19 protein-coding genes are annotated in these 23728 nt (G+C 42.7%); 7 read left to right on the forward strand and 12 right to left on the reverse strand.

From position 1 onward, the window contains the following. Positions 1–2 precede the first annotated feature (2 nt). Positions 3–482 (reverse strand): ferredoxin-type protein NapF, encoded by a 480-nt coding sequence (gene napF, locus AB6C75_RS10845; RefSeq protein ID WP_017097479.1) that lies wholly within the window; start codon positions 480–482, stop codon positions 3–5. 253 nt (positions 483–735) lie between these two features. Here napF and narQ point away from each other — a divergent pair, with 253 nt between their 5' ends. Then, the gene (gene narQ, locus AB6C75_RS10850; RefSeq protein WP_372049146.1) at positions 736–2466 is read left to right on the forward strand and encodes a nitrate/nitrite two-component system sensor histidine kinase NarQ; all 1731 of its coding nucleotides are present in this window, start codon (positions 736–738) and stop codon (positions 2464–2466) included. After that, the gene (locus tag AB6C75_RS10855) at positions 2453–3085 is read left to right on the forward strand and encodes a response regulator (protein WP_017101837.1); all 633 of its coding nucleotides are present in this window, start codon (positions 2453–2455) and stop codon (positions 3083–3085) included. Before narQ ends, AB6C75_RS10855 begins: the two co-directional genes overlap by 14 nt. A 219-nt stretch (positions 3086–3304) precedes the next feature. Here the strand turns inward: AB6C75_RS10855 and dcuC are convergent, their stop codons facing one another. Together dcuC and AB6C75_RS10865 are read right to left on the reverse strand one after the other, a co-directional pair. Then, positions 3305–4672: an anaerobic C4-dicarboxylate transporter DcuC gene (dcuC, locus tag AB6C75_RS10860; RefSeq protein ID WP_009845449.1), complete on the reverse strand. Its 1368-nt coding sequence runs from the start codon at positions 4670–4672 to the stop codon at positions 3305–3307. Positions 4673–5238: 566 nt separating this feature from the next. Beyond that, positions 5239–5955, reverse strand: coding sequence for a GntR family transcriptional regulator (locus tag AB6C75_RS10865; RefSeq protein ID WP_017097477.1), 717 nt, complete (start codon positions 5953–5955; stop codon positions 5239–5241). A 317-nt stretch (positions 5956–6272) separates the two neighbouring features. Between AB6C75_RS10865 and mngA the strand changes: the two genes are divergently transcribed. From mngA to manA, 4 genes are all read left to right on the forward strand, one after another. Further along, the gene (gene mngA, locus AB6C75_RS10870) at positions 6273–8207 is read left to right on the forward strand and encodes a PTS 2-O-a-mannosyl-D-glycerate transporter subunit IIABC (RefSeq protein ID WP_372107765.1); all 1935 of its coding nucleotides are present in this window, start codon (positions 6273–6275) and stop codon (positions 8205–8207) included. Between the two features lie 237 nt (positions 8208–8444). Then, positions 8445–11084, forward strand: coding sequence for a mannosylglycerate hydrolase (gene mngB, locus AB6C75_RS10875; protein WP_372107766.1), 2640 nt, complete (start codon positions 8445–8447; stop codon positions 11082–11084). 45 nt (positions 11085–11129) lie between these two features. Then, entirely contained in the window at positions 11130–12296 is a 1167-nt protein-coding gene (locus tag AB6C75_RS10880) for a glycerate kinase (protein ID WP_372107767.1), read from the forward strand. A 2-nt stretch (positions 12297–12298) separates the two neighbouring features. Continuing rightward, on the forward strand, positions 12299–13486 hold the full coding sequence (gene manA / locus AB6C75_RS10885; protein ID WP_372107768.1) for a mannose-6-phosphate isomerase, class I: 1188 nt from the start codon (positions 12299–12301) through the stop codon (positions 13484–13486). 230 nt (positions 13487–13716) lie between these two features. Here manA and AB6C75_RS10890 read toward each other — a convergent pair whose 3' ends face one another. Together AB6C75_RS10890 and AB6C75_RS10895 are read right to left on the reverse strand one after the other, a co-directional pair. Then, positions 13717–14007, reverse strand: coding sequence for a putative quinol monooxygenase (locus AB6C75_RS10890; RefSeq protein WP_372107769.1), 291 nt, complete (start codon positions 14005–14007; stop codon positions 13717–13719). 255 nt (positions 14008–14262) lie between these two features. Then, complete coding sequence (locus AB6C75_RS10895; RefSeq protein WP_009845442.1) at positions 14263–15405, reverse strand: fatty acid desaturase; 1143 nt, start codon at positions 15403–15405, stop codon at positions 14263–14265. Positions 15406–15571: 166 nt separating this feature from the next. Between AB6C75_RS10895 and AB6C75_RS10900 the strand changes: the two genes are divergently transcribed. Then, positions 15572–16117 carry a GNAT family N-acetyltransferase gene (locus tag AB6C75_RS10900; protein ID WP_102250368.1) on the forward strand — a complete coding sequence of 182 codons (546 nt, stop codon included), beginning with the start codon at positions 15572–15574 and terminating at the stop codon, positions 16115–16117. A 185-nt stretch (positions 16118–16302) separates the two neighbouring features. Here AB6C75_RS10900 and ylqF read toward each other — a convergent pair whose 3' ends face one another. From ylqF to AB6C75_RS10935, 7 genes are all read right to left on the reverse strand, one after another. Beyond that, complete coding sequence (gene ylqF / locus AB6C75_RS10905) at positions 16303–17238, reverse strand: ribosome biogenesis GTPase YlqF (protein ID WP_372107770.1); 936 nt, start codon at positions 17236–17238, stop codon at positions 16303–16305. A gap of 166 nt (positions 17239–17404) precedes the next feature. Next, the gene (locus tag AB6C75_RS10910; protein WP_102250356.1) at positions 17405–17719 is read right to left on the reverse strand and encodes a cytochrome c; all 315 of its coding nucleotides are present in this window, start codon (positions 17717–17719) and stop codon (positions 17405–17407) included. Positions 17720–18110: 391 nt separating this feature from the next. After that, complete coding sequence (locus AB6C75_RS10915; RefSeq protein WP_009845438.1) at positions 18111–18794, reverse strand: helix-turn-helix transcriptional regulator; 684 nt, start codon at positions 18792–18794, stop codon at positions 18111–18113. A gap of 95 nt (positions 18795–18889) precedes the next feature. Beyond that, positions 18890–19771 carry a hypothetical protein gene (locus tag AB6C75_RS10920; RefSeq protein WP_372107771.1) on the reverse strand — a complete coding sequence of 294 codons (882 nt, stop codon included), beginning with the start codon at positions 19769–19771 and terminating at the stop codon, positions 18890–18892. Next, the gene (locus AB6C75_RS10925; protein ID WP_372107772.1) at positions 19761–22253 is read right to left on the reverse strand and encodes a fimbria/pilus outer membrane usher protein; all 2493 of its coding nucleotides are present in this window, start codon (positions 22251–22253) and stop codon (positions 19761–19763) included. The genes AB6C75_RS10920 and AB6C75_RS10925 overlap by 11 nt, the downstream gene beginning before the upstream one ends. Continuing rightward, entirely contained in the window at positions 22237–22923 is a 687-nt protein-coding gene (locus AB6C75_RS10930; RefSeq protein ID WP_372107773.1) for a molecular chaperone, read from the reverse strand. Before AB6C75_RS10930 ends, AB6C75_RS10925 begins: the two co-directional genes overlap by 17 nt. 2 nt (positions 22924–22925) lie before the next feature. Beyond that, complete coding sequence (locus AB6C75_RS10935) at positions 22926–23651, reverse strand: molecular chaperone (protein WP_009845434.1); 726 nt, start codon at positions 23649–23651, stop codon at positions 22926–22928. Positions 23652–23728 lie beyond the last annotated feature (77 nt).

The following is a 23728-nucleotide window of genomic DNA, read 5'->3' on the forward strand; positions in this document are numbered from 1 at the left end:
TTTTATGCATTACTCACAAGAATAGCCGAAGTAGGGCAAACTGCTACGCAGGCTCCACAACCGCTACACTCATCTAACTCGATTTTTGGTAGAGCAACACTGCCTGCTCTAAGTTGAAATTGAATCGCCATAGGTTCACACATGTCACCACAGCTTCGGCATTCAACATTTTGTTGGGCCAAGCATTTATCAGAGATAGTTGCTTTTGCCAGCCAAGGCGTTTCTTCCTCGGGTTTAAAAATTGGCTCTGGACAAACGTCTGCACATTGATAACAGAATGTACATTCGTCTTTTGAGAAGTCGACAGTAGGAAAACCACCGTCGCCGACAATGATGATGTGTGTCTCGCAACTTTCGATGCATTTACCACAACGTGTACAATCATCTGCGAAGCTTTCTAGACTTTTAATCCAAGGCAATCGAATTTGGCTTGAATCTACTTTTCGCCTAGAAAATAGGCGGCGTCTCGATAGGTCTACCACTAAATGCCTACTAATGTTGCTAAGATGTTGTAATTGTAGATCATTGTTTCGTTAATATCTTGTCATTTATCCTCACAAGTAGTGTAGTTTTAGAAATATTTGTATAAATACCCCTTAAGGGCTAAATAGGATCCTATATTGTCTTAGATCAATAAATTATGAAGCGTTTGGTCACATATTGAATGGAGCTCTGTTTTTTGATGTGTGACAATAGGTTCCCGACAGCCATTTTTATACCTTCAGGATATTAATTTTGCTTATTAAACCTGTTTCATCTGTAACGAGTACAATAGCTAAATCATTGCTATTTATATTGCTCCTTTCAGTTGCCACCACCGGTTTTGCTATTTTTACATTAGCGTCCAGCCTTAATGATGCCGAGGCGGTTAATGTGGCTGGCTCGATGCGTATGCAAAGCTACCGTTTAGCGCATGATATTCAAATAGAATCAGTGGATTACGATTCTCATATTCGTGAATTTGAAAGTTCCCTTTATTCCACATCGATGACTAATTTGGTGAGTTGGGAAGTGCCAACTGATATTACAAATGATTATTATTTAATAATTGGCCGTTGGCATGAATTGAAGCAGGTCTTAAATAGCGAAGATAGAAAACACTACCTGGTACTTGTTGAAAATTTTGTTATTGAAATCGACCGCTTTGTTTTTAAGTTACAAGAATTTTCAGAAAATAAATTAATTAAATTGGCATGGGCTGGCGGTATAGGTCTAGGTGGAATACTCGTCATATCTCTTTTTGTTGTTCATTTTGTACGTAAACAAGTTGTTAAGCCTCTACACGCTCTCGTTAGAGCTAGCCAGAGAATCAAAAATAGTGATTTTGAGGTTAAGTTAGAGGTTACCAACAATAATGAACTGGGTATTTTGACCAAAACATTTAACTCGATGGCGAAAGATTTAGGCGTGCTGTATCGAAACCTTGAAGATGTTGTCGATGCCAAGACGGTTGAGTTACAAAATGCTAACCAATCATTGCAAGCACTCTATTATTCTTCTCAAGAACTCACGGTAACGCGTGTTGCACCGGAAAATTTCCGAGCTATTTTGCAGCACTTGGTCAGTCTAGAAGGGATTGAATCGCTAAGGTTAGAAATCGTCGATAATTCGGGACGTTCTTTGATTATGGATGAAGGTTACGACCCGACTTGCGATTATGAAAAGTTTGAAATGAAACTGGATGATAACGAACTTGTTTTGGGTTATCTGTATTGCTCATATCATCACGGTCATTCAACTAAGACGCTAATTGAGAGTTTTATCCAACTGCTATCGAGAGCTATCTACTATAATCGTGCTCAAAAGAAAGCTGAGCAGCTTATTATTATGGAAGAGCGAGCGACGATTGCGCGTGAACTGCATGATTCATTGGCCCAATCGCTGTCGTATTTAAAAATCCAAGTGACATTGTTAAAGCGTGTTATTGGTAAACTTCCGGAGCACAAACATCGAGAGCAGTCAGAGCAGATAGCATCTGAGCTAGGGAATGGATTAGCGGGTGCTTATACTCAATTGAGAGAGCTACTCACCACATTTAGGTTATCCATCAAAGAGGGTAGCTTTGGAGATGCTTTGAGCACCATGCTAGAGCAACTCAGTGAAAGAACCGATGCGAAGATTAAATTAACTAATAACCTTTCATCGCTCGAGCTTGATGCACACAGTCAGGTTCACTTGCTTCAATTGATTCGTGAAGCAACAATAAACGCAATAAAACACGCCAATGCCGACTTGATAGATGTATGCTGTATCGATGAGGACGGACAAGTATTCGTCGTGATTAAAGATAACGGAGAAGGCTTTGACCCAAGTAGTTCGAAGATGAACCACTACGGAATGAGTATTATGCAGGAGCGTGCGGCAAGACTGAATGGTGACTTAACGATTGAAGCGGCTCAAGGTGAGGGCTGTACAGTCATATTGAAATATAAAAGTTTAAAGGAAGTTAAAGTTGACGATTTGTAAAGTAATGTTGGTTGATGATCATCCATTGATGCGCAGAGGTATAAGCCAATTACTGAGCTTTGAAGATGAATTTGAAGTGATTGCAGAAGCAAGTAACGGTACTGAAGCGGTCGCTCTTGCCCATGAAGAAGAACCTGATTTGATCCTGTTGGATCTGAATATGAAAGGCATGTCTGGGCTAGATACTCTGAAAGCACTTCGAACTGATGGTTCAAGCGCTAACATCGTTATTTTAACGGTTTCTGATAGCCCTGCGGATATCGAAGCCATTGTTAAAGCGGGCGCTGATGGTTACTTACTGAAAGATACTGAACCCGATGAGCTGATTGAACTGCTTAAGCAAGCACATAGCGGCGATAAGGCATACAGCACTGTGGTAGCTCGCTATTTGAATGATGCTGACAGTCGAAATGATATCTTCGACCAATTGACTGAACGTGAAATGCAAATTCTTCAAGAAGTCGCGAAAGGTTACCGTAACAAGCAGATCGCCGATCACCTGTTTATTTCTGAATCGACAGTTAAGGTACATATGAAGAGTTTGTTGAAAAAGTTGCAAGTGCCTTCTCGTACCGCAGCAACCGTTCTTTATTTAGAACGTTATGGTGACATGAAGTAGGGCTTGTTCTTTTTAAGTAAGACTATTTAAAGCCGTGCTGTTTCAATCCCTTGTGACATTTTTAGTATCAAGCTCCAATAGATAGAGTTTTGAATTCTCTAATTAATATGACGCAAAAAAGGCGCTGAACTCATTAAGTTCAGCGCCTTTTTGTTAGGGCATTTTATATCGGCATCTCTATCTTAGCTTGTATCAGTCTAGATAGAGTGTTTCTTTAAGTTAAGCTGCCATTGGAACCAATACCAGCGTACCAAAGATAACCGTGATAAGACCACAGATTACTGGAACAGAAGTACGTTTTACAACTTCAAACGGGCTGATTTTACCCATACCCGATGTCGCAACAATTACGCCAGATACTGGAGAAATGGTACGGCCTAGGTTAGATGCTTGAAGCATAGGGATGATTAGGAACGCTGGGTTCAAGCCCATTTTCGCCGCTAGTGATGGAGCCAGTTCTACGAATGCATAGAAAGGCGCGTTACCAGAACCTGTCGCGATAGCTGCAGCAACCGTTAAACCTGTTAGGATAAGCATCAATGCGATACCGCCTGCGCCTGCAGATTCAGCAAGACCGATTAGGTTATCAATCGCACCGATAGACATTAGACCTTGAGCAAATACGCCCGCCGCAACCAACAACATTACCACGCCTTTGAACGCGTCAGCCATGCCTTGGTAGCAAGAATCTAAGTCTTCTAATGTTTTCTCGCCGTCAAACTTCTTAACAACGTAATCGATAACTGCGCCCACGAAGATAGAACCTACAACAATGGTGTAGATATCAAGTGAAAGCCCTGGAATCGTGCGGCCGTTGAATAGGAAAACGCCGATGATAGGTAGGAATGGCAGTGCAGCGTAGAAAGCCGGTGCTGTTGTTTCGATTTCAGAAACGTCTACTTTTTCCATTGGCGTGTTTTCTTTTTTATCTAGGTATTTGTTCCAGAAGAAAGCCGCGCCAGCCATCACGATGATTGCACAGATAGAAACAGGCAATACTGTTTGAACAGCAAACACATCAAGAGACATGCCTGATTTTTCAGCTGCGATAACCACATCACCAGAGGTTGGTGAAAGAATGATTGCTGCAGGTGATGCACAAACGGCAACCGCTGCTGGGCGTGAAATACCCATCGCCGTCATCATTGGGAATAGGGTCGCCATCAGTAACACACCAAGGCCTGTTGCAGAACTTACTGCTAGAGACATTAGACACGCTACGATGTAAGCCGCAACAAGAAGTACATAGGGAGATTTAATAGCAGCAAGCGGTTTAGAGAACTGTTTCACTACTACGTTGTTAGCACCAATGTGCGTCATGTAAGAAGCAAAACCACAAAGAAGCATGATTTGCATGCCTAGGCCGCCTCCACGGTACTGAAGCATGTACTTAACAAATTCGAGTGAGTCGGTAACCATGTTACCTGTTGAAGCGACCTTAGCTGGTAAGACTGTGTGACCAATAAGGCCAGTAATAAGAAGTAGGGCAAGGCCAGCAGTTAGTAATACGCCTGCCGCTTTATAGCCTTTCACAATAAAGTAACCAACAGCGATGGTAATTACTAATCCGATCAAGAGCTCTAACATAGAAATCTCCACAAAGTTTAAAAAATATAAGAAAGTGTTTCAGAATATGACAATGAATGTACAGAAAACTGCACTGTGGCACGAGGCATAGTTGAGGTTGGTATGATCTAAGACAAACATTTTTTTCGATGTTAATTGTGGTTGTAAATATTGATTAACTACTGTTGTTTGGGTGTTAATAAACAAATTTTGTGACTCCCTAGAATATAACTTGGATCACCTTTGCTTGTTTTAGTTTCATATGACAGGAAGGGTTGGATAACTTTAGCCGTTGATGTGCATATGGTGATAATAGCGAGAAAAATAGAGTTATGTGGGGCAAGAGACGAACGGGCGATTTGATGTGGGGAGCACAATCAAAGTGTTACAGCCTTATGATGTTTTAGAGTGGTTTTAATGCTATCGAGCACTACGCGTTGAAGCCTGGAGGGAGATTTAATTCTCGGTGATCAAATCACACAACGCGTATCTGGTGTGTGATTTGGTATTAAAGGCAAAAGAAGCTCTAAGTGTGGAAGAGCTTCTTTGGTGCATTCGTTTAGGTAAACCAAAGCCTATAGTATTGCTTACCTTTGGCGTCTTGCGACCAAAGTAAATCGGTAATCGTTAGACGTGAAGTAGTTACGGCTGTATTCAAACACCGTGTTATTGACAAGGTAACCGCGAGTACGTTTTTCAATGATAGGCTGAGCTGGGTCAATACCTAGCTGTTTCGCAACATCTTCAGGCGGAAGAATCGGCACCAATTCTTGCTCACTTCTATCAATCACCATGCCTTTGGTGTTCTCAATAAAGTCGTACTTTGATGTCTGCATCACTTGATAGGTGAGATCTGGGAATAGGGCAACAGGTAACCAAGTTTCTTCAACCGTGATTGGATTGTTGTCTATGAAACGAACACGCTTTACGTAGAAAACCAATTCGCCTTCTTTGATATCTAAATGCTCAGACATCGCCAAAGAACACGGCTTCATTTCAAAGGCCAGAACGTCACTGTGTGTAACCACATCCAAATGCGCCCACTTTTCTTGAAAGCTCGACTGTTTGTAGATGTCATAATTGATCTTGTTCTCTTTGACGTAAGTGCCGCTGCCTTGAACGCTTTCAAGCTCATCGTTTTCGATCAGTAGTTTCAACGCTTGCCTAACCGTCACACGGCTTACCGAGAATACTTCACGCAATTGCGCTTCCGTTGGGAGTGCTTCTCCAACTTTATATTCTCCAGAACTGATCTTTTCTCTTATTGCATCTGCGATTTGGCGATACATAGGGAGTCTTGCCATTTTTGCCTCATTTGTGCGCTAGAACAACTAGACTTTGATTAACAACCTGTACCTTAAATACGTAAATTTGCTCTATATAAGCCTTGCTTTAAAGGTTAGTGTGAGCGTCGTATCGGCGTTTTGTAGTACATATAATACAAATTAAACGATACATAACAAGCTTTCTTAAAGGATTTGCCAATACTATTTAAATACAAATTAAATACAAATATGTATTGGTGAGATCGTGATCACGGATTAAATGTATTGAAGTTGTATTATTCCTCTCGTCGGCAGGGACGACTGTCGTACTAATCCGTGACTATGGGACAAAGGTTATGAAACTTACTACTCTAACGAATAAGTCGCTCGTAAATCTGCAAACCACGTTTAGCAGTCGAGAAGAAGCGATTTACGCACTTGCTGACCAACTGGATCAGCAAGGCAAACTGCATAACAAGCAAGAGTATCTTGATGCAGTATTTGCTCGTGAAGAGCAAGGCCCGACAGCGCTTGGCGAAGGCCTAGCAGTACCGCATGGCAAGACTGACGCGGTTAAAGAAGCTGGCTTCGCTGTAGCAACGCTTAAAGAAGATATGAAATGGAAAGGCTTGGATGAAGACGAAGATGTAAATCTTATCTTCCTAATTGCGATTCCAAATGCAGAAGCGGGTTCTACCCACATGCATCTGCTCACTGCATTGACAACTACATTGGTTGACGACGATGTTCGCGAAGCGGTATTAAAAGCGACAACGGCTGAAGAAATCTTTGCGCTTCTTGATGGCGACAATCAACAAGAAGAAAAGCAAGACAACTTAGATACAAATGCACCGACAATTGTATGCGTTACTGCTTGCCCTGCAGGTATTGCTCATACTTATATGGCGGCAGAATACCTAGAAAAAGCCGGCAAAAAGCTTGGCTACAAGGTTCATGTTGAAAAGCAGGGCGCAAACGGTATTGAAGATCGTTTAACTGCGGAACAACTTAACAATGCTGTAGCGTGTGTGTTTGCTGCTGAAGTTGCGATTAAAGAATCTGAGCGCTTTAATGGCATTCCTCGTGTTGAAATCCCAGTTGCAGAACCGATTAAGCACGGTGAACGCATTCTTAATGAAGCGATTGAAGAGTCGAAAAAAGGTAACGGTGCAGAACGTAAAGTTGCTACCGACGACAAACCGAAGAAACTTCCGTTGAAAACTGAGCTTAAACAAGCACTGCTTTCTGGTATTTCTTACGCGGTTCCTCTTATCGTTGCCGGTGGTACTGTTCTTGCGGTTGCTGTTCTTATCGCGCAAATTTTTGACCTGCAAGAGCTCTACGCAACAAAAGATTCTTGGCTATGGATGTATCGCAAACTAGGTGGCGGCCTACTGGGTACATTGATGGTGCCAGTACTGGCGGCTTACACAGCGTATTCATTAGCAGATAAACCGGCACTTGGTCCTGGCTTTGCCGCGGGTATTGCAGCAAACATCATTGGCTCTGGTTTCCTTGGCGGTGTTGTTGGCGGTTTGATTGCGGGTTACGTGATGCGTTGGGTGAAAGAGCATGTTCGCTTAGGCCCTGCGTTTAACGGCTTCCTCACTTTCTACCTTTACCCTGTAATCGGTACTTTGGTGGCAGGTAGCTTGATGCTGTTTGTTATCGGTAAACCTGTAGCGTTCCTAAACCAAGGTCTGACGGATTGGCTGAACGGTATGTCAGGCACCAATGCATTGTTATTGGGTGCGATTCTAGGTCTGTTTGTATCATTCGACTTAGGTGGTCCGGTAAACAAAGCCGCTTACGCATTCTGTTTAGGTGCAATGGCGAACGGTGTTTATGGCCCATACGCAATCTTTGGTTCAGTAAAAATGGTATCGGCGTTCACCGTAACGGCTTCAACCATGATTGCTCCACGCCTATTCAAAGACTTTGAGATTGAAACCGGTAAATCTACATGGCTACTTGGCCTAGCGGGTATTACCGAAGGTGCAATCCCAATGGCGATTGAAGATCCAATCCGTGTAATCGGCTCATTCTTACTAGGATCAGTGGTTACAGGTGCGATGGTTGGCGCGGCAGGTATCGGTCTATCGACTCCGGGTGCAGGAATCTTCTCTATCTTCTTGTTACACGATTCAGGTTTTGGCGCATTCTCTGCTGCTGCAATCTGGTTCGGTGCTGCGATTGTCGGCACAGTGATTTCAACTGTTACTCTTCTGATATGGCGTGGTCACGCTGTAAAAAAGGGTAAGTTTGAAGTAAGTACTGCAACACAGAACTAACTAAATTTTGAGCTAACTTCTAACTCGCAGTTAAAACACCATATAAAAAATAACGAACAACTTGGCTGTCCTAAATACCTGTGCTCCTAACGGTTTTATTCACACAGATTCTGGGCGTGGTTTTCTGCACCCTAAATTTAGTGGCAGCCAATTTTAACCCCTTGAAAAACTTTAATTTAGTCGTATTTGAGTTCGAATTTTAGATTTACTCGAAGCGACACATTTAGGTAAATGATTATGACTACATCACGCGTACATATTACTCCACACATGCACTGGGATCGTGAATGGTATTTCACAACAGAAGAGTCTCGTATTCTTCTTGTGAACAACATGGAAGAAATCATGAACCGTCTGGAGAGTGATCCAGAATACAAATACTACGTTCTAGATGGTCAAACCGCTGTTCTAGAAGACTACTTTGCGATCAAACCAGAGAACACAGAACGCGTAAAAGCATTGGTTGAAGCGGGCAAGCTTATTATTGGCCCTTGGTATTCTCAAACCGACACAATGCAAGTTTCTGGTGAGTCGATTGTGCGTAACATGATGTATGGCATTCGTGACTGTATGAAACTTGGCGATGCAATGAAGATTGGTTACCTACCAGATTCATTCAGCATGAGCTCACAGCTGCCGATGATCTACAACGGTTTCGACATCACGCGTGCAATGTTCTGGCGTGGTTGTTCAGAGCGTCATGGCACCAACAAAACAGAATTCTTATGGCAGTCTAATGACGGCAGTGAAGTAACGGCACAAGTGCTTCCGCTGGGTTACGCGATTGGTAAATACCTTCCACAAGACGAAGAAGGCTTGCGTGCTCGTTTAGATAAGTACTTCCCAGTGCTAGAAAAGCCATCGGTGACTAAAGATATCTTGCTACCAAACGGCCACGACCAAATGCCGATTCAAAAAGACATCTTTGAAGTAATGGACAAGCTTCGCGAAATCTACCCAGATCGTGAATTCTCAATGAGCCGTTACGAAGAAGTGTTCGAGAAAGTAGAAGCGGCGCGTGACCAACTCGACACAATCAAAGGCGAATTCAACGACGGCAAATACATGCGTGTTCACCGTACGATCTCTTCTACGCGTATGGACATCAAACTGATCCACGCAGAAATCGAAAACAAGATTGTAAATATCTTAGAACCGCTAGCATCTATCGCTTGGACATTAGGCTTTGAATACCACCACGGTTTGATTGAGAAAATGTGGAAAGAGAGCATGAAGAACCACGCTCATGACTCGATTGGCTGCTGCTGTTCTGACAAGGTTCACGCTGAGATCCTTAACCGTTACATCCTTGCGGACGACATGGCGACCAACCTGATTCATTTCTACAAGCGTAAGATTGTTGACCACATGCCGGATCGCGAAGGTTGCGACAAACTGACGATGTTTAACCTTTCTCCATACGAGCGTGAAGAAGTGGTGAACACAACCATTACTATCCGTGCTCAAGAATTCTCAATCTTTGATGAAAACGAAAACCCAGTTGAGTACTTCATCCAAGACAAGCGCCAAATTGACCCGGGTAAAGTAGACCGCCAAATCGTTCACTACGGTAACTACGACCCGTTCATGGAGTTTGATATTCAAATCAAACGTAGTGTTCCAGCAATGGGCTTCACCACGTTACACATCCAAGGTAACGAGAAGGGTGCAGTAAAAGTTGCAGAACAAAAAGACTACTTACTAGAGAACGAGTACTACCGAATCAATGTAAACGACAACGGTACTCTGACTATTTTCGATAAAGAGACAGAGCAAGTATTCGACCAAGTCCTTCGTTTAGAAGACGGTTCTGATGACGGCGATGAGTACGATTACTCTCCATCTCGTCAAGAGTGGTTACTGTACTCAGATGAATTCCCAGTCGAAACATCGATTGATCACCAAGGCTTCCAATCGGTAGCGAACATCGCTTTTCGCATGAACGTGCCTGCCAACCTTACAGAGCGTGAAGAACGTACGGGTCAAAACGGATTCGTTGAAGCGCAATGCCAAGTGGTATTGAAGCAAGGTTCTCGCCGCATTGAAGTACGCATGGAACTAGACAACCAAGCCGACGACCACCGTGTACGTGTGCTAGTACCAACGCCATTCGTTTCTGAAACTGTGGTTGCAGATAACCAGTTCGGTTGTATTACTCGACCAACCAATGACCCTGCTATGGCGGTTTGGGAAGAAGAGAAGTGGAAAGAAGCACCAGTTCCTGTGTATCAGTTAATGAACTTTGCTGCGTTAGAAAACGGTAACGCGGGCATGGCAATCATGTCGAATGGTCTACGTGAATTTGAAGTGATTGCATCTCAAGGTGACGAAAACCGAGATACCTTCGCACTGACATTGTTCCGTGGTATCGGTGTGTTGGGTAAAGAAGAGCTATTGCTTCGTCCGGGTCGTCCTTCAGGTATCAAGATCCCGACCCCTGATTCACAAGTGCGCGGCAAGCTAGTGTGTGAATTCACGCTGTGTGGCTTCTCTGGCAACCATATTGACGCCAACATCATGGCGCAAGCACGTGACAATGTCACTCAAATCGAATGCTACAACAAGATCCCTTACAACGCGATGAAGCTAAACGTAGGTGAGCAGAACCTACCTATGAGTTTTAGCCTTCTGTCTAAGCAACAAGCAGGTGCGGTACTAAGCGTACTTAAGAAAGCGGAAGATGAAGATGCGTTGATCATGCGTGTCTACAACCCGGCAGAAACAGGTTCAGTGTCAGATTCAATCTCCTTCACTCAAAACGTTTCAAGCTGGAAAGAGACAAGCATGGACGAGCGAGTACGCGAAGGTGATGTCGCAACTGAAACCTTCGGTCAACTGGCATCTTGCCAAGCAAAAACATTCCAAATCAAATTCTAATTTCAATCACCCGCTCACCTTGGTGGGCGGGAATGGTGAACGACAATGAAAATTGTAATTGCCCCCGATTCATTTAAAGAATCACTCGACGCTCATCAAGTTGCGTCTTGCATTGAGCGTGGATTTGCTGACGTTTTTCCTCATGCAGAGTTTGTAAAAATGCCACTCGCCGATGGCGGAGAAGGCACGGTAGACGTGTTGCTAGAGGCGCTCAATGGTAAGAAACAACGGTTACAAACGACGGATCCAATCGGTCGCGAATGTACGGCTTATTGGGCATCCTTAGAGCAGGCTGTTGATGGAAAAAAGGTAAAAACTGCTTTGGTTGAGTTTGCCCAAGCATCGGGCTTAGATCGATTAACCGTAGAAGAAAGATCACCTCTCACAGCATCATCTTACGGCACAGGGTTGCTGATCAAAGATGCGTTAGATAAAGGCGTGGAACAGATCATCATTGGTCTGGGCGGTAGTGCCACCAATGACGCGGGTGCTGGCATTTTACAAGCGTTGGGAGGCAAGTTATTCGACAAGCAAGGCAACGAACTATCTGGTGGCGGCGCCGAGTTAAGCCAGTTAGCAAGCATCGATCTTGATGGACTACACCCGAGATGCAAAGAAGTGACGTTTGTGGTCGCGTGTGATGTGAACAATCCACTGTGTGGTGAAAGCGGAGCCAGTGCCGTGTTTGGTCCGCAGAAGGGAGCATCAAAAGTTCAAGTTGAACAACTTGATACTGCGATCGGACATTTTGCCGATATCGCTCAAGCGCGCACGGGTATTAATCATCGAGACACTGCTGGTTTTGGTGCGGCTGGAGGCACGCCACTGGGGTTAAGTCTTGCATTCAATATCCAAATTAAAGCGGGTATTGAGATGGTATTAGATGCTTTGGGTGCAGATAAGGTTCTTGAAGGTGCTTCACTGGTCGTGACCGGAGAGGGGCAGATGGACAACCAAACCCTGCAAGGTAAAACACCTTTCGGAATCGCTCAGAGAGCTCAAAAGCTAAGTATTCCAACCATTGGAATTGCGGGCTCTTTAGGAAAAGACGTTGAAAAACTTTACGGCTCAATGTCTAGCTTATTTGGAACCGTACGTTCACCTCAGTCTCTAGACCAAGTTTTATCAGAAGCGAATCAAAACCTGACTCGCACTGCCCGTAATATCGCCGCCACGCTCAAGCTTGGTAGCCAGATTTTTAATGAGAAGTAATTATGTCTCTATTTAAACTCGACAACGTTATTCAAAACTACGCATGGGGAAGCAAAGACTCTATAAACCAACTGTTTGGTATTGTGAACCCAAACCAAGAACCTCAAGCAGAGATCTGGATGGGTGCTCATCCAAATGGTTGCTCAAAGGTAGGCGATACCGGTGAATCGCTTTCTCACATGATTGATGAAAATAGAATCGATGTCTTAGGTGGGTACACGGCGGCACGTTTCGGTGAACTACCTTTCTTATTTAAGGTATTAGCAGCTGAAACACCGTTGTCGATTCAGGTTCATCCGAATAAGCGTAAATCTGAATTAGGTTTTGAGCGAGAGAATGCACTTGGTATCCCTTTGAATGCGTCAAATCGTAATTACAAAGATCCAAACCACAAGCCTGAGTTGGTTTATGCGTTGACCTTCTACAAAGCGATGAATGGCTTTCGTCCAATCGACGATATTATTGTCTTGTTCGAAGAAGCAGATATTCCTTCGTTAGCGATTGAGCTTAATGTACTTAAAGCCAATGCCGACTGTGATTCTCTGAAGTCTTTCTTTAGCGCAATTATGTCTCTTGAAGGTGACCGCAAAGCGTCTGCGCTTAATGAGCTTTATGCTGCACATGCGCGACCAGCTAAAACGGTCATGGGGCGTGAAGCTCTGCAATACAGCATTGAATTCAAACAGCACTATCCGGGTGATATTGGTTTGTTTGCACCATTGATGCTCAACACGGTTGAACTGGCGCCCGGTGAAGCGATGTTCCTGTTCGCAGAAACACCTCACGCTTATGTTCAAGGTACAGGTTTGGAGATTATGGCAAACTCAGACAATGTGCTGCGCGCCGGTCTTACACCCAAATACATAGACGTTCCTGAGCTTATCGATAACACGATCTTTGAGCCGATTAAGCCAGAAGATATTCGTCTTAAGCCTGTATTGAAAGAGGGCAAGATGAGCTATCCGATTCCAGTGGATGACTTTGGCTTTGATATCTTGTCTGCGACTGATGAGAGCAAGTCACAGTATTTACGTAGCGCGGAGATCTTGTTCTGTGTGGAAGGAGAGGCGACCGTCACTTCAGAAGGACGGTCAGTTTCTCTTAAACCCGGAGAATCGGTCTTTGTAAGTAGTAATTCAAGTGTTTACCAATATCAAGGGAATGGCATTTTGGCTCGTGCTTTTAACTAGTGCCCCCGTGCTAGCGATCAGCAAAAGAAATGTCAGAGTGCCACTGTAAAGTGGTACTCAATATTGGATTGATGGTTGTTACTTATCTGTTTTTGACAGCATTAATTATTGACCATACCCGCTACTCTTGCGGGTTTTTTTATAAGTAGAATGAGCCGATATAAGTTTGTACAAAAGAGAAACCCTGCGTTGAGAGCAGGGCTTTTATTGAATCAGTAATGAGTGACTGGTTAGGCAATGTGCGTCATTTTATTAAGTACAAAGGTTTCGATACAGTCTTCAGTCGCAGCCATGTACTGAGCGATGTGTTGGCTCGCTAAGTGTTTCTCTAGATGAGCTTCAGATTCCCAGTTCTCATGAAAAACGAAGTGGGCAGGGTTACTGTTATCTTGGTGCAGATCGTAATTAATACAGCCGTCTTCAGCACGGGTTTTATCGATCAATTTAATCATCTCTGATTTAACTAACTCAATCTTATCTTCTTTAGAGACGATTGTTGCAATAATAGTCAGTTTGCTCATTTTCAATTCCTTAGGTCTAAACTCAGTAAGTTAAAGTAATATAAGTATAAATTCAGATTGAAGAAAGAGTTCTGGAATCCAATAACTATGGTTCTTGAAGTCCATAATTTAGACTTGAGAGTATTTGGCTAATGGCAAATAGGTTACGCTCATAAAAAAGCCCTCATAGTAATATGAGGGCTTCAAATAAGAGTTAAGCAGTGTCGTTACTGGTACATTAAGTGGACTACTCAGCCTTAAGTATATTGTTCTACCTTAAGCATACTGTTCCACAGTCATTGCCCAATTTTTTTTCTGTTGCTCAAAATTCATTTTGATTTGTTGGTAACGAACTTTAAGTAGAGAGTGTTCGTACTTCTTCACAACATCTTCGCGTTTGCTTTCAAGTAGCTGCTTTTTGACTTCGTAATACTCGTTCATGTTTGATACTAGAGCATCGAATTCTTGTTGAAGTTTGTCTGCGATTTGTTGCTTGTCGGCACGATGCATGATCTTTTGCTGCGTGCGTTTAAGTAACATTGATGCTTCTGCTTTTTCGATACGAGCTTGAGGGGTTTTCTTAAGCTTGCTTGCCAATCCCATCAAAGAAGCACTCTTGATCAACCATTTTGTAGGATCGTATTGCCACCAGTAGATGCCGTTGCGGTAATCGTTCTCAAAGATGTGGTGGAAGTTGTGGTAGCCTTCGCCAAAAGTTAGAACCGCTAACACACCGTTATCACGGGCCGTGTTTTTGTCGGTAAAAGGTTGGCTACCCCAGATGTGAGCAAGAGAGTTAATGAAGAATGTCGTGTGATGGTTAAGCACCAAACGAACAGCACCTACGATTAACAACATGCCAAGTACGTCACCGTAAATAACACCTAAAGCGATAGGAACACCGAAGTTCATTAGCAATGCCAACAGAACATAGTGCTTGTGCTGCCACATAACAATTTTGTCTTTCTTTAAATCTCGACAATTTTCATAATTTTCATACATCGAGGTGCTGTAGTTACGAATCATCCACCCGATGTGAGAATACCAAAAACCACGTTTTGCTGAGTATGGGTCTTTGTCGTTGTTATCTACATGCTTGTGGTGCACACGGTGATCAGAAGACCAGTGTAACGCGCTGTTCTGCAGGGCAAATGCGCCACCTAGTGCAAACAGGAATCTTAGGCTTGAATGCGCTTCAAACGCTTTGTGTGACCATAAGCGATGATAACCCGTCGTGATTGAAAGGTTACAGAACGTAAAGCAGATCGCTAGCCATATCCAGTGCTCCATACCATAGCCAAAAAAGTAGCCATAAACGGGAGCTGCAACAACAGCAAGCAGCATACTAAAAGAGAATACAAAAATATTGAGCCAGATTAATGGCGGCTTTTTTGTAGATTGTTTGTCGGCACTATTCATTAGCAAATTTCCATTGAGCTTACATCTGTGCGCTAGAATATCAGCGTACACGTGTAAGTCAATATTGAAAGTGTAAACGTGTATTAGTATGTTTTGCTTAAATATTGTATAAAGGTAGTGTGAAATGTAGTAGCAAGTCATAAATGGAAGTACTAAGGGCTAATAAATGGAAATTAAGGTAGCTGAATATAAAGATTATGAGCGGATTGCCCAATTACACGCGGATAGCTGGAAGCTATATTACCGTGGCATTCTTGCTGATGATTACTTAGAAAATGATGTTTTGGAGGACAGATCTGTTATTTGGCAGACTCGTTTGATTAATCCTCCTTTTAACCAACATGTTTTATTGCTTGAAGAGGGTGGTTTACTGGTTGGTTTCGTCTGCGCGTTTGGTAATCACAACTTTGAGCGTGGCACGTTCATTGATGCATTACACGTAGACAATAATTATCGCGGTAGAGGTGTCGGTAAGCGTCTATTGTCTGAATTATCGAAGTGGTTGCAGCAATACTATTCGGATTCAGGTCTTTACCTAGAGGTGATGTCTGAAAATCACCAAGCCATTGCTTTTTATCAAGCGATTGGTGGTAAAGAAGAACTAGAGCAAGTTTGGAATGCACCATGTGGAAGTCAAGTGAATGAGAAGGTGATTTCTTGGAGCTCTCCCGTTGAACTTGAACAGAAAACAGCAAGCATTGTGTATTCTTAGTCATTTCAAGTTGAATAATGGTTCCTTGCTCAACAGCTGCCTCTTACTGAAGTTGCTTTAAAGCTGAAGAACAAACCAAAAAGCCCCGAGCATTAAATTGTTCGGGGCTTTTTTGATTAGAGTAGACGTTTTAATTATTTGGCGTTTAGTCGCACCAAGTGATTTTTTCTTAAAACGAAGAGAGATTAACGCTTGTTCTTCAAGTAACGCTTACGACGCTCTTCTTTTTTCTTAATCTGTTGTTCGGCTTTCAGCGCAGCCGCTTCTTCAACTTCGATCAGCTCTTGTGTGATCATTTCTGGTAGCTCTAACGTTACTTTACCTAAAGTACCATTACGCAGTTCATGAAGTAGGATTTCAGAACATTTGTGAATGTCTATATGACCACCTGCACGAAGTGCGCCACGCTTACGACCAATCGCTTCCATCAATTCGATGTCAGACTCTGGAAGCTGTTCAATTTGGTAGCGTTCTTGCAAAAGATTAGGGTATTGCTTTGCAAGGTACTCGACTGTGTAGAATGCCACTTCATCGTATTCCATTGCCGTATCTTTTACAGCGCCTGTTGCAGCCAAGCGGAAGCCACTGTGTGGGTTTTCTACTTTAGGCCATAGGATTCCAGGAGTATCTGAAAGGATCACGCCATTTTGTAGATTGATACGTTGTTGACGACGAGTTACCGCAGGTTGGTTACCAGTAACCGCGATCGTACGTCCCGCTAAACAGTTGATGATGGTCGATTTACCCACGTTCGGGATGCCCATGATCATTGTACGAATGTTCTTACCCATCTGTTCACGGTGCGGTGCTAACTTACGCACGAGCTCCATAACGTGGTTAACTTCTTCTTTAGCGCTAGTAGTAATCGCAATCGCTTTAACGCCTTGCTCTTTCTCGAAGTGCTCAATCCAACGCTCAGTAAGCTCAGGATCCGCAAGATCGCGCTTGTTCAACACTTTTACACAAGGCTTATCGCCGCGCAGTGAAGAGATCATTGGGTTTTCACTACTGAACGGGATACGAGCGTCCAGTACTTCGATGATCACATCAACCTGTGGGATAACTTCTTCGATTTCTTTACGGGCTTTATGCATGTGACCCGGAAACCATTGAATAGACATAGAGATAAACCTTGATAAATATATTTGCTGCACATTGTAAGGGTTGGATGATACGTGTAAAGGTATATCTCTCCCGACCTTCAATGAGCTCAGTGAGTTTGCTTGAAGTATAGGCGACTTAGTGATGTTTATTTAACTTAGACTGACCTAATGAAGGTGAAATCCATTACTGTTGTGAAGTATAAAAAGCCGCAATATCTTTCAAGTCTTGATCATTGAGTTTACTCAGTTGTGTTTGCATCATCTCAGCGTAAGCGCCTTGTCTATCACCGTTTTGGTAAGCTTTCATTGTGTTATAGAGGTAAGTTGAATCTTGGCCAGAAAGTTTTGGGTAAGCAGTGTTACTTGTTTCACCCGTGGGGTTATGACAGAAAATGCAACTTGGTGACTTCATTTTACCCAGTTCAGGATCGCCAAAATTAGAGGCATGAAGGCTAGGGGAAAGAGTGAGTAATAGTAAAGTGAAGGAACGGTAAGTCATGCTTTTGCTCCGGTAAAAACATAACAATAAAGCTTACCCTAAGGGGAAGCTCAAGTCCGAATTGCTTTAGATGCTTTAGATGCTTTAGATGCTTTAGATATTTTAGAAGCTAATAGTGTTAACAGTTACAACTGACTTCGTTCTGTTAGGCGAGTAGAGGGCTTGAGAGGTGATGTTTTGTGAGTTGACAAATTCTACTCGTGCCTTAGATGACAGAATGTAATTAACTCACTGGTGATATGATTTAAACTTCATTGTTCAGTCTGACTGTGATTCTATGATGGAAGGGGGGATAATAGAAGCTCACCTGTTCAAGGGCCTAAATTATAATACGATCTGTTGTAAAAATAACAGCAATCCAGTGTCTCTATATTTGTTACTAAAATATTAACTACATACCTGGTTGTATAATAGTCTCTAAACTATTGATAAAATTTGCTTTTCTTATTGCTTCTTTTCGGTTGGTTACGTTTATTTTTTTATATATATTATATACATGCGTTTTCACTGTACTTTCTGAAATAAATAGTTCACTTGATATCTCTAAATTTGTATCTCCTCTGATAACTCGTTTAAATATTTGAGCTTCTCTTTTTGTAAGGGTAGATAATATTACCTGTGACTTGAATGTTTGGGAGCGCGCATTGGATAAAATATGCGACATTAACTTCCTCGGTAACCATAGGTCGTCATCGCAGACCGTTTTCAAGCAACGTGTAAGGTGCTCTACAGGAGCATCTTGATAGATTATGCCTTTTATATTAAACATGTTGAATAGTTGCATTACGGTAATACTCTGTCCGGTAATATCAGAGGGAACGTCATAGATTACCCATTTGTTGGACTCTACTTTTGATAAGGTGATGTAGACATCTTTGATATCAGCTAAGAGTAAGTAACTAATGAGAATGACATCAAACGTCTTGCGATGATTCGAACGTTCAATGCCTGAAATACATTCACGACTAAAACAAAAGTCACTGTATTTCTCTATTTCTCGTTGAATAAACTGGTTATTTATACCGTTATCGCCAATTAGGAGCATGTGCTTTAAATTATTTTTACTGTTATGCATACTTTACTCCGAAACTGACAAATCGTGTTGTGATTATATGACACTGGGTTTTATATAATTGCGTTGCATATCTCAGGATTTATATAATTACATATTTAAGGCTGCTGTGAAAGGAGAGGTTCTATAGAAATTTGTAATGTATCGTCATATATTCCTCCCGGTTTGTTCTCTGTTTCCCCAATTACAAAACTCAAAGGAATAGGTTGACCGATCGTAGCCGAAATACGCTGAATTTTTGCATCAAGTTGACCGAGGTTTACTCTATCGTTATCTAGGGAAAGTTCGTATGGAATATCCCATTTTGTCTCATCAGATTCATGACGTAGCATCCCTTGATGGGATGATTCCAATACGATGGTATACGCTGTATTACTTTGCACCCATAGGTTCGGTGCAGAACGAATAATCTTGTTTGAATATAATGTTCCTAGATCAAGGTCATAATGCTGTTGAGTTAACCCATAAAAGTGAACTTTTGCAGCTGGTGGCACGGTAACGGATACTGGGAGTGAGCTAGGGCTGATCTCTATTTGTTGGTTGTCTGAGGTATAAGAGGGCGACACTTCTAAAAGCCCCCGGTAGGTTCCTGACGCTAGCCACTGTTTGCTTGGGAAACGCATTTGTATGGTTGTCGAAGGTTGACTGTCGGTTAATGATAAATGCCACTGATTCGCGATTGGCACACCCTCTTGTCCACTCCACTCGAAGTTGAGTTTGTCTTGGTTTAACCCTTTTAACGTCCGACTGGTATCGTTAAGTTGTAAAACCAAACTCAATTTACAGGCTTCTCCAATTATATTCGCATCGATCCTATAAGTATTAATTGTTGCGTAATTACCAGTGTTGAAAACGTCGTATTGAGACTGGGATGAGACGGGTTGAATCGTCAATGCACTAGCTTCACATGCTAATACAGAGGATACAGAATTTATGGCGATGAGGAACCATCCTCCCCACCGAAGTTGTTTAATCCACATACACATCTCCTAGTCTGATCAAGTTGTCACTGCGCTCGCTGAGAGTAATGACGGCTGACTCTTGTCCTTTAGTGTCAAGAATCAGTTGATATTTCCCTGGCTTTAACCCAGATATCGCAAATATGCCACTCCGATTGGTAAAGAAGTCAATCGGTAACTGTTTAGCTTCACCAAGGTAATGTGCTACACCAGCGACAAGTGAAATTGGATTGTTACTTTGACGGTCGTATAGCTTACCAATCACGGTTAAGACAGCATCGGAACCAATTTGTAGTTGGAAGCCCCGCTTGTAATCAGGCTTAACCCAAAAAGCACCATCCCCCAAATCATATCCCGGTGGTAAGTTATCGACCTCATAACCGATGACTTGGCTATTATAAGCAACAAGATCAGGGACCATGGCACTGGCATCTCCGTTAAGGTAAACGCGTGCGTACTCTCCATCTTTTGTTGGGTCTAATGCCACGTCATTCTCTGCGAGGCTTTCATGCTTGCTGACAATAGCGAATGCTTCTCGGACTGGTCTGCCGATCGTTACCGATGAACCTGCAAACGCAAGTGCACTGCTGATGGTCACGTCGGTACTGTGGTTTCTTGTGTCACCACTAATGTCGTCAAGTCGCGAGGCATGGGTGGCACTCAATTCGTAACGGTTTGCCGTATAGTTAATACCAGCGTCCATATCGGCGTCCGTTTCTTCATTCGTAATGACACTCGCAAAGCCTGATATCCCTCCGGTGTTACCTATATTATTCTGATAGCTGTAATCTAAGGCGGCTTCTCTTAGCTCTGTACTGTAACGACCGACGACACGAGTTTGTCGGCTAAGAGGCCAACTTATGGTGAGCGTAGTGCTGATGTCATCGTCTTTACTGGCGTGATCTTGATAGCTAACACGGGCACTCCAAGTCGCGTGAGTATCAAACAGTCCGTCCGATAAACTCGGGCTAATTAGCCAATAGTCGTTCTCTTTGTCTATTCCTGAACGGTAATTGACTGTCATGGCGGCACGTAATGATCGACTTAGATAAATCGAACCGAATGCAGAAGCATAATGAGTGGTTAAGTTGATGTCTTTGTCGGAGGCGTCAAACCCAGCAACACCAGTAAAATTGTTGCTCAGATACTCATAACTCACACTCAGTTGTGGAGCCAGTGTATTCTTGCTGGAAAATTCCGCATCAAATGCAAATTTGTAAGCATCGCCAGTTCCAAATACAGGATGTTCGCTACGTGAAGCATTGAGTTCAGTGACTCCCCATCTAGAAGCGATGAGTGCGGTAGTACCATATTGATATAAATCTTCACGGGTTTGAAAGTTGGTACCTAACGTTAACCAAGGGTTAATCCCCACATCGACATAACCATGGAAAATACGCTCATCGGTTAGGTATTCTAGTTGTCCATTTTGGAGTTCAGAGGGTGCTCCGTACATAATGCTATATTCAAACTCACCGCTATTGAGTAAGTCGTTACCCGTCGCAATAGAAAACTCGATACGCTCTTCATTCCCAGAACGATCGGTAATGACGAGTACAATATCGTTACTACCTTGCGCAAGAGGTATATCACTAAGGTTGTAGCTACCAGCGCCTAAAGTTAATCGTTGGACTGCAATCCCATCTATATAGACATCGACATTCGAGGCTCTTTGAAGTGTGAATGATTGATTGGCTCGTGGTCGTGCATTTCTGGTTGGAATCAGTGTGAAATCTCGAGTTAAGCCAATACCAAGTATGTCGGTACTGTCCTGAAAAGATTGGCCACTGTTGTACATATCGCCGAGCACAAGTCGTGCACCTTGCTGTGCAAAGTCAATATTAAGACGAGTTCCTTCTCTCACATATTGTGACTTTTTCGATGAACCATTTTCTAAATAGGATTCATATTCAAAATTGAAAAAACCAATGTTAAGTGCAGAGTCGAATTGACTGCGATAAAGATCTTGCCTTGACGATTTTTGATCGACATATTGGCTCTCATTGGCGGAAAGGGCGACGTTAACGTATCCGCTTAACAGACTTGGCTCAGCATAGTTATAAAAATCATCTGCGCCGTTCATCGAGAGTTGTTGGGTTAAGCTAAATTCTGGCGGAACCGTCACGATACATTCCAACGAAGAAAAGTCGAAATTAAGTCCCAGCCCTACGCTCATAAAGTGGTGCTGCGACAGCATCTCATCGTCTGTCGTGTCATGGAGCTTACCAATACCTTCTTGAGTGACGACAGACGAAAGGAGAGACAGCGTACTTTCCTTTGGCAAAAGAATTTCGTTGTTTGCGGTAATGATAATGTCCGCTTCACCAAGAATGGTGTCACTTATCCTTAGTAAAGAGGTAAGTTGAATGTCGCGTCCTGTCGGGTTCAATACCATATCCTGGCCCCAAGCTACAGGGCTTAAGGCGGCACAATAAAACAGTACTAATCCCAAGACATAGAAAACTTGCCACATCTTGTGAGAGGTTTCAGTTTTCATATCCATGATAAGTGCCTACTGGTAAGTAATTTAAAGAAGAAGGCAAAGTAATAGTCGAGCGTGGTGGAATAAACTGTTCACCTAAAGCCTCATGTACCTTTTGGTTCTGAGAGTCGAGCCCCTTAAAATGAAGTAACGATGTATAGGTAAATCGCGACCCTGAATTAGTGAGTGTTAGTTTTCCTTGTTCATCTATATGTAAGTTCACGTCAGGCTCTAGCGAGGATGAGTGAATGTGCAACAACGCATTGTAGTGAACTTGCAAATTGATACCGGTTGTTAAACTGGTAGGACTGTCCATTTTTTCGTTGTTTTGACCAATATTTACGGTACTGAAACGAACAAAGTAACTTTGGGATGTTTCGAGTTGGCGGTTTCCCAACCATTGTATACGGAATACTTGACGTTCACCGGGTGCCAACATAGCGGCAGGTGGAAACACAAACATCACCTCACTCGATAGATCTGATGTTTGGAACGTACCATCAGGTAAGAATTTCAAACGACGAACGTTAGCTTCAAGTGGGAGATCCCGCGTTGAGTTGTTAGTCACAACCAGTTGCGATGTTGCCCTGTGATCGGTATTGAGTTCAATGACGGTTGGAAACAGTGTTATGCCAAACGCTTGTGCACACAGAAAACAAGAAATGAACCCACCAAAAATATAACGTCTCATTGCTACTGATCCTGCTCGATTTCAATCGATAGCGTCTCTACATTGTAATTTTCAAGTGGCTGCATTTCGAAAAAACGAGTGGAATAGGGAAGAACTAAAGTTCCTGGAATACGTTTGGCGATTTCTACGCCTTTTAAATAGGTTGATTTTTTGCCGTCAGAAATTTTCCATGTCGTATTGGTTAACCGACCATAACTATTACCGCTGTTCAGTACTTCAAGGACCCATTTGTTATTCTTGTTATTTGGTTCGATACTTTTAATTTCTAGTTGAGAGGCCGTGTTCTGAGGTCGCACGTTGATAAGCGTATTAAACTGAAGTAACAGACTCACTTGCCCTTGGTTGCTACTTGCTCTTTGAACTTTCACTTGCTTAACAGCAATACGAAAAGCTTTTGACTCTGTAATGGACGGATCGCCTAAATATCGGACCATAATAGATTGCGAACGTCCAGGCTCTATAATTGCAGTTACTGGAATCACTAATAGCTCGTCATCTGCAGGCGTCGTGGTCTCTTTTCCGTATTCATTCATAGTCATAAATACTGGAGACAGTTCGACTGTGAGTGGTTCGGTAGACGAATTCTCAACCCTCATCGTCATTTGAGCTCTTTTACCAAGTGGCGTCATCTCCATAGACATCGGCTCTACTTTGAACGCATGAGCTGACAAACAAGTGAGTGACAATAATAAGAGAACAGTCCATTTATGCATGATCCATTTATACATCGCGATGAGCTCCAAATTAAACTAGAGTCGTAATACAACTGAGGTTAAGTTTTAATACAACAAAGGCTTAGATGAAG

Origin of the sequence: Vibrio sp. 10N.237.312.B06 (assembly GCF_041464685.1) — a bacterium.
Lineage (GTDB): Bacteria > Pseudomonadota > Gammaproteobacteria > Enterobacterales > Vibrionaceae > Vibrio > Vibrio tasmaniensis_A.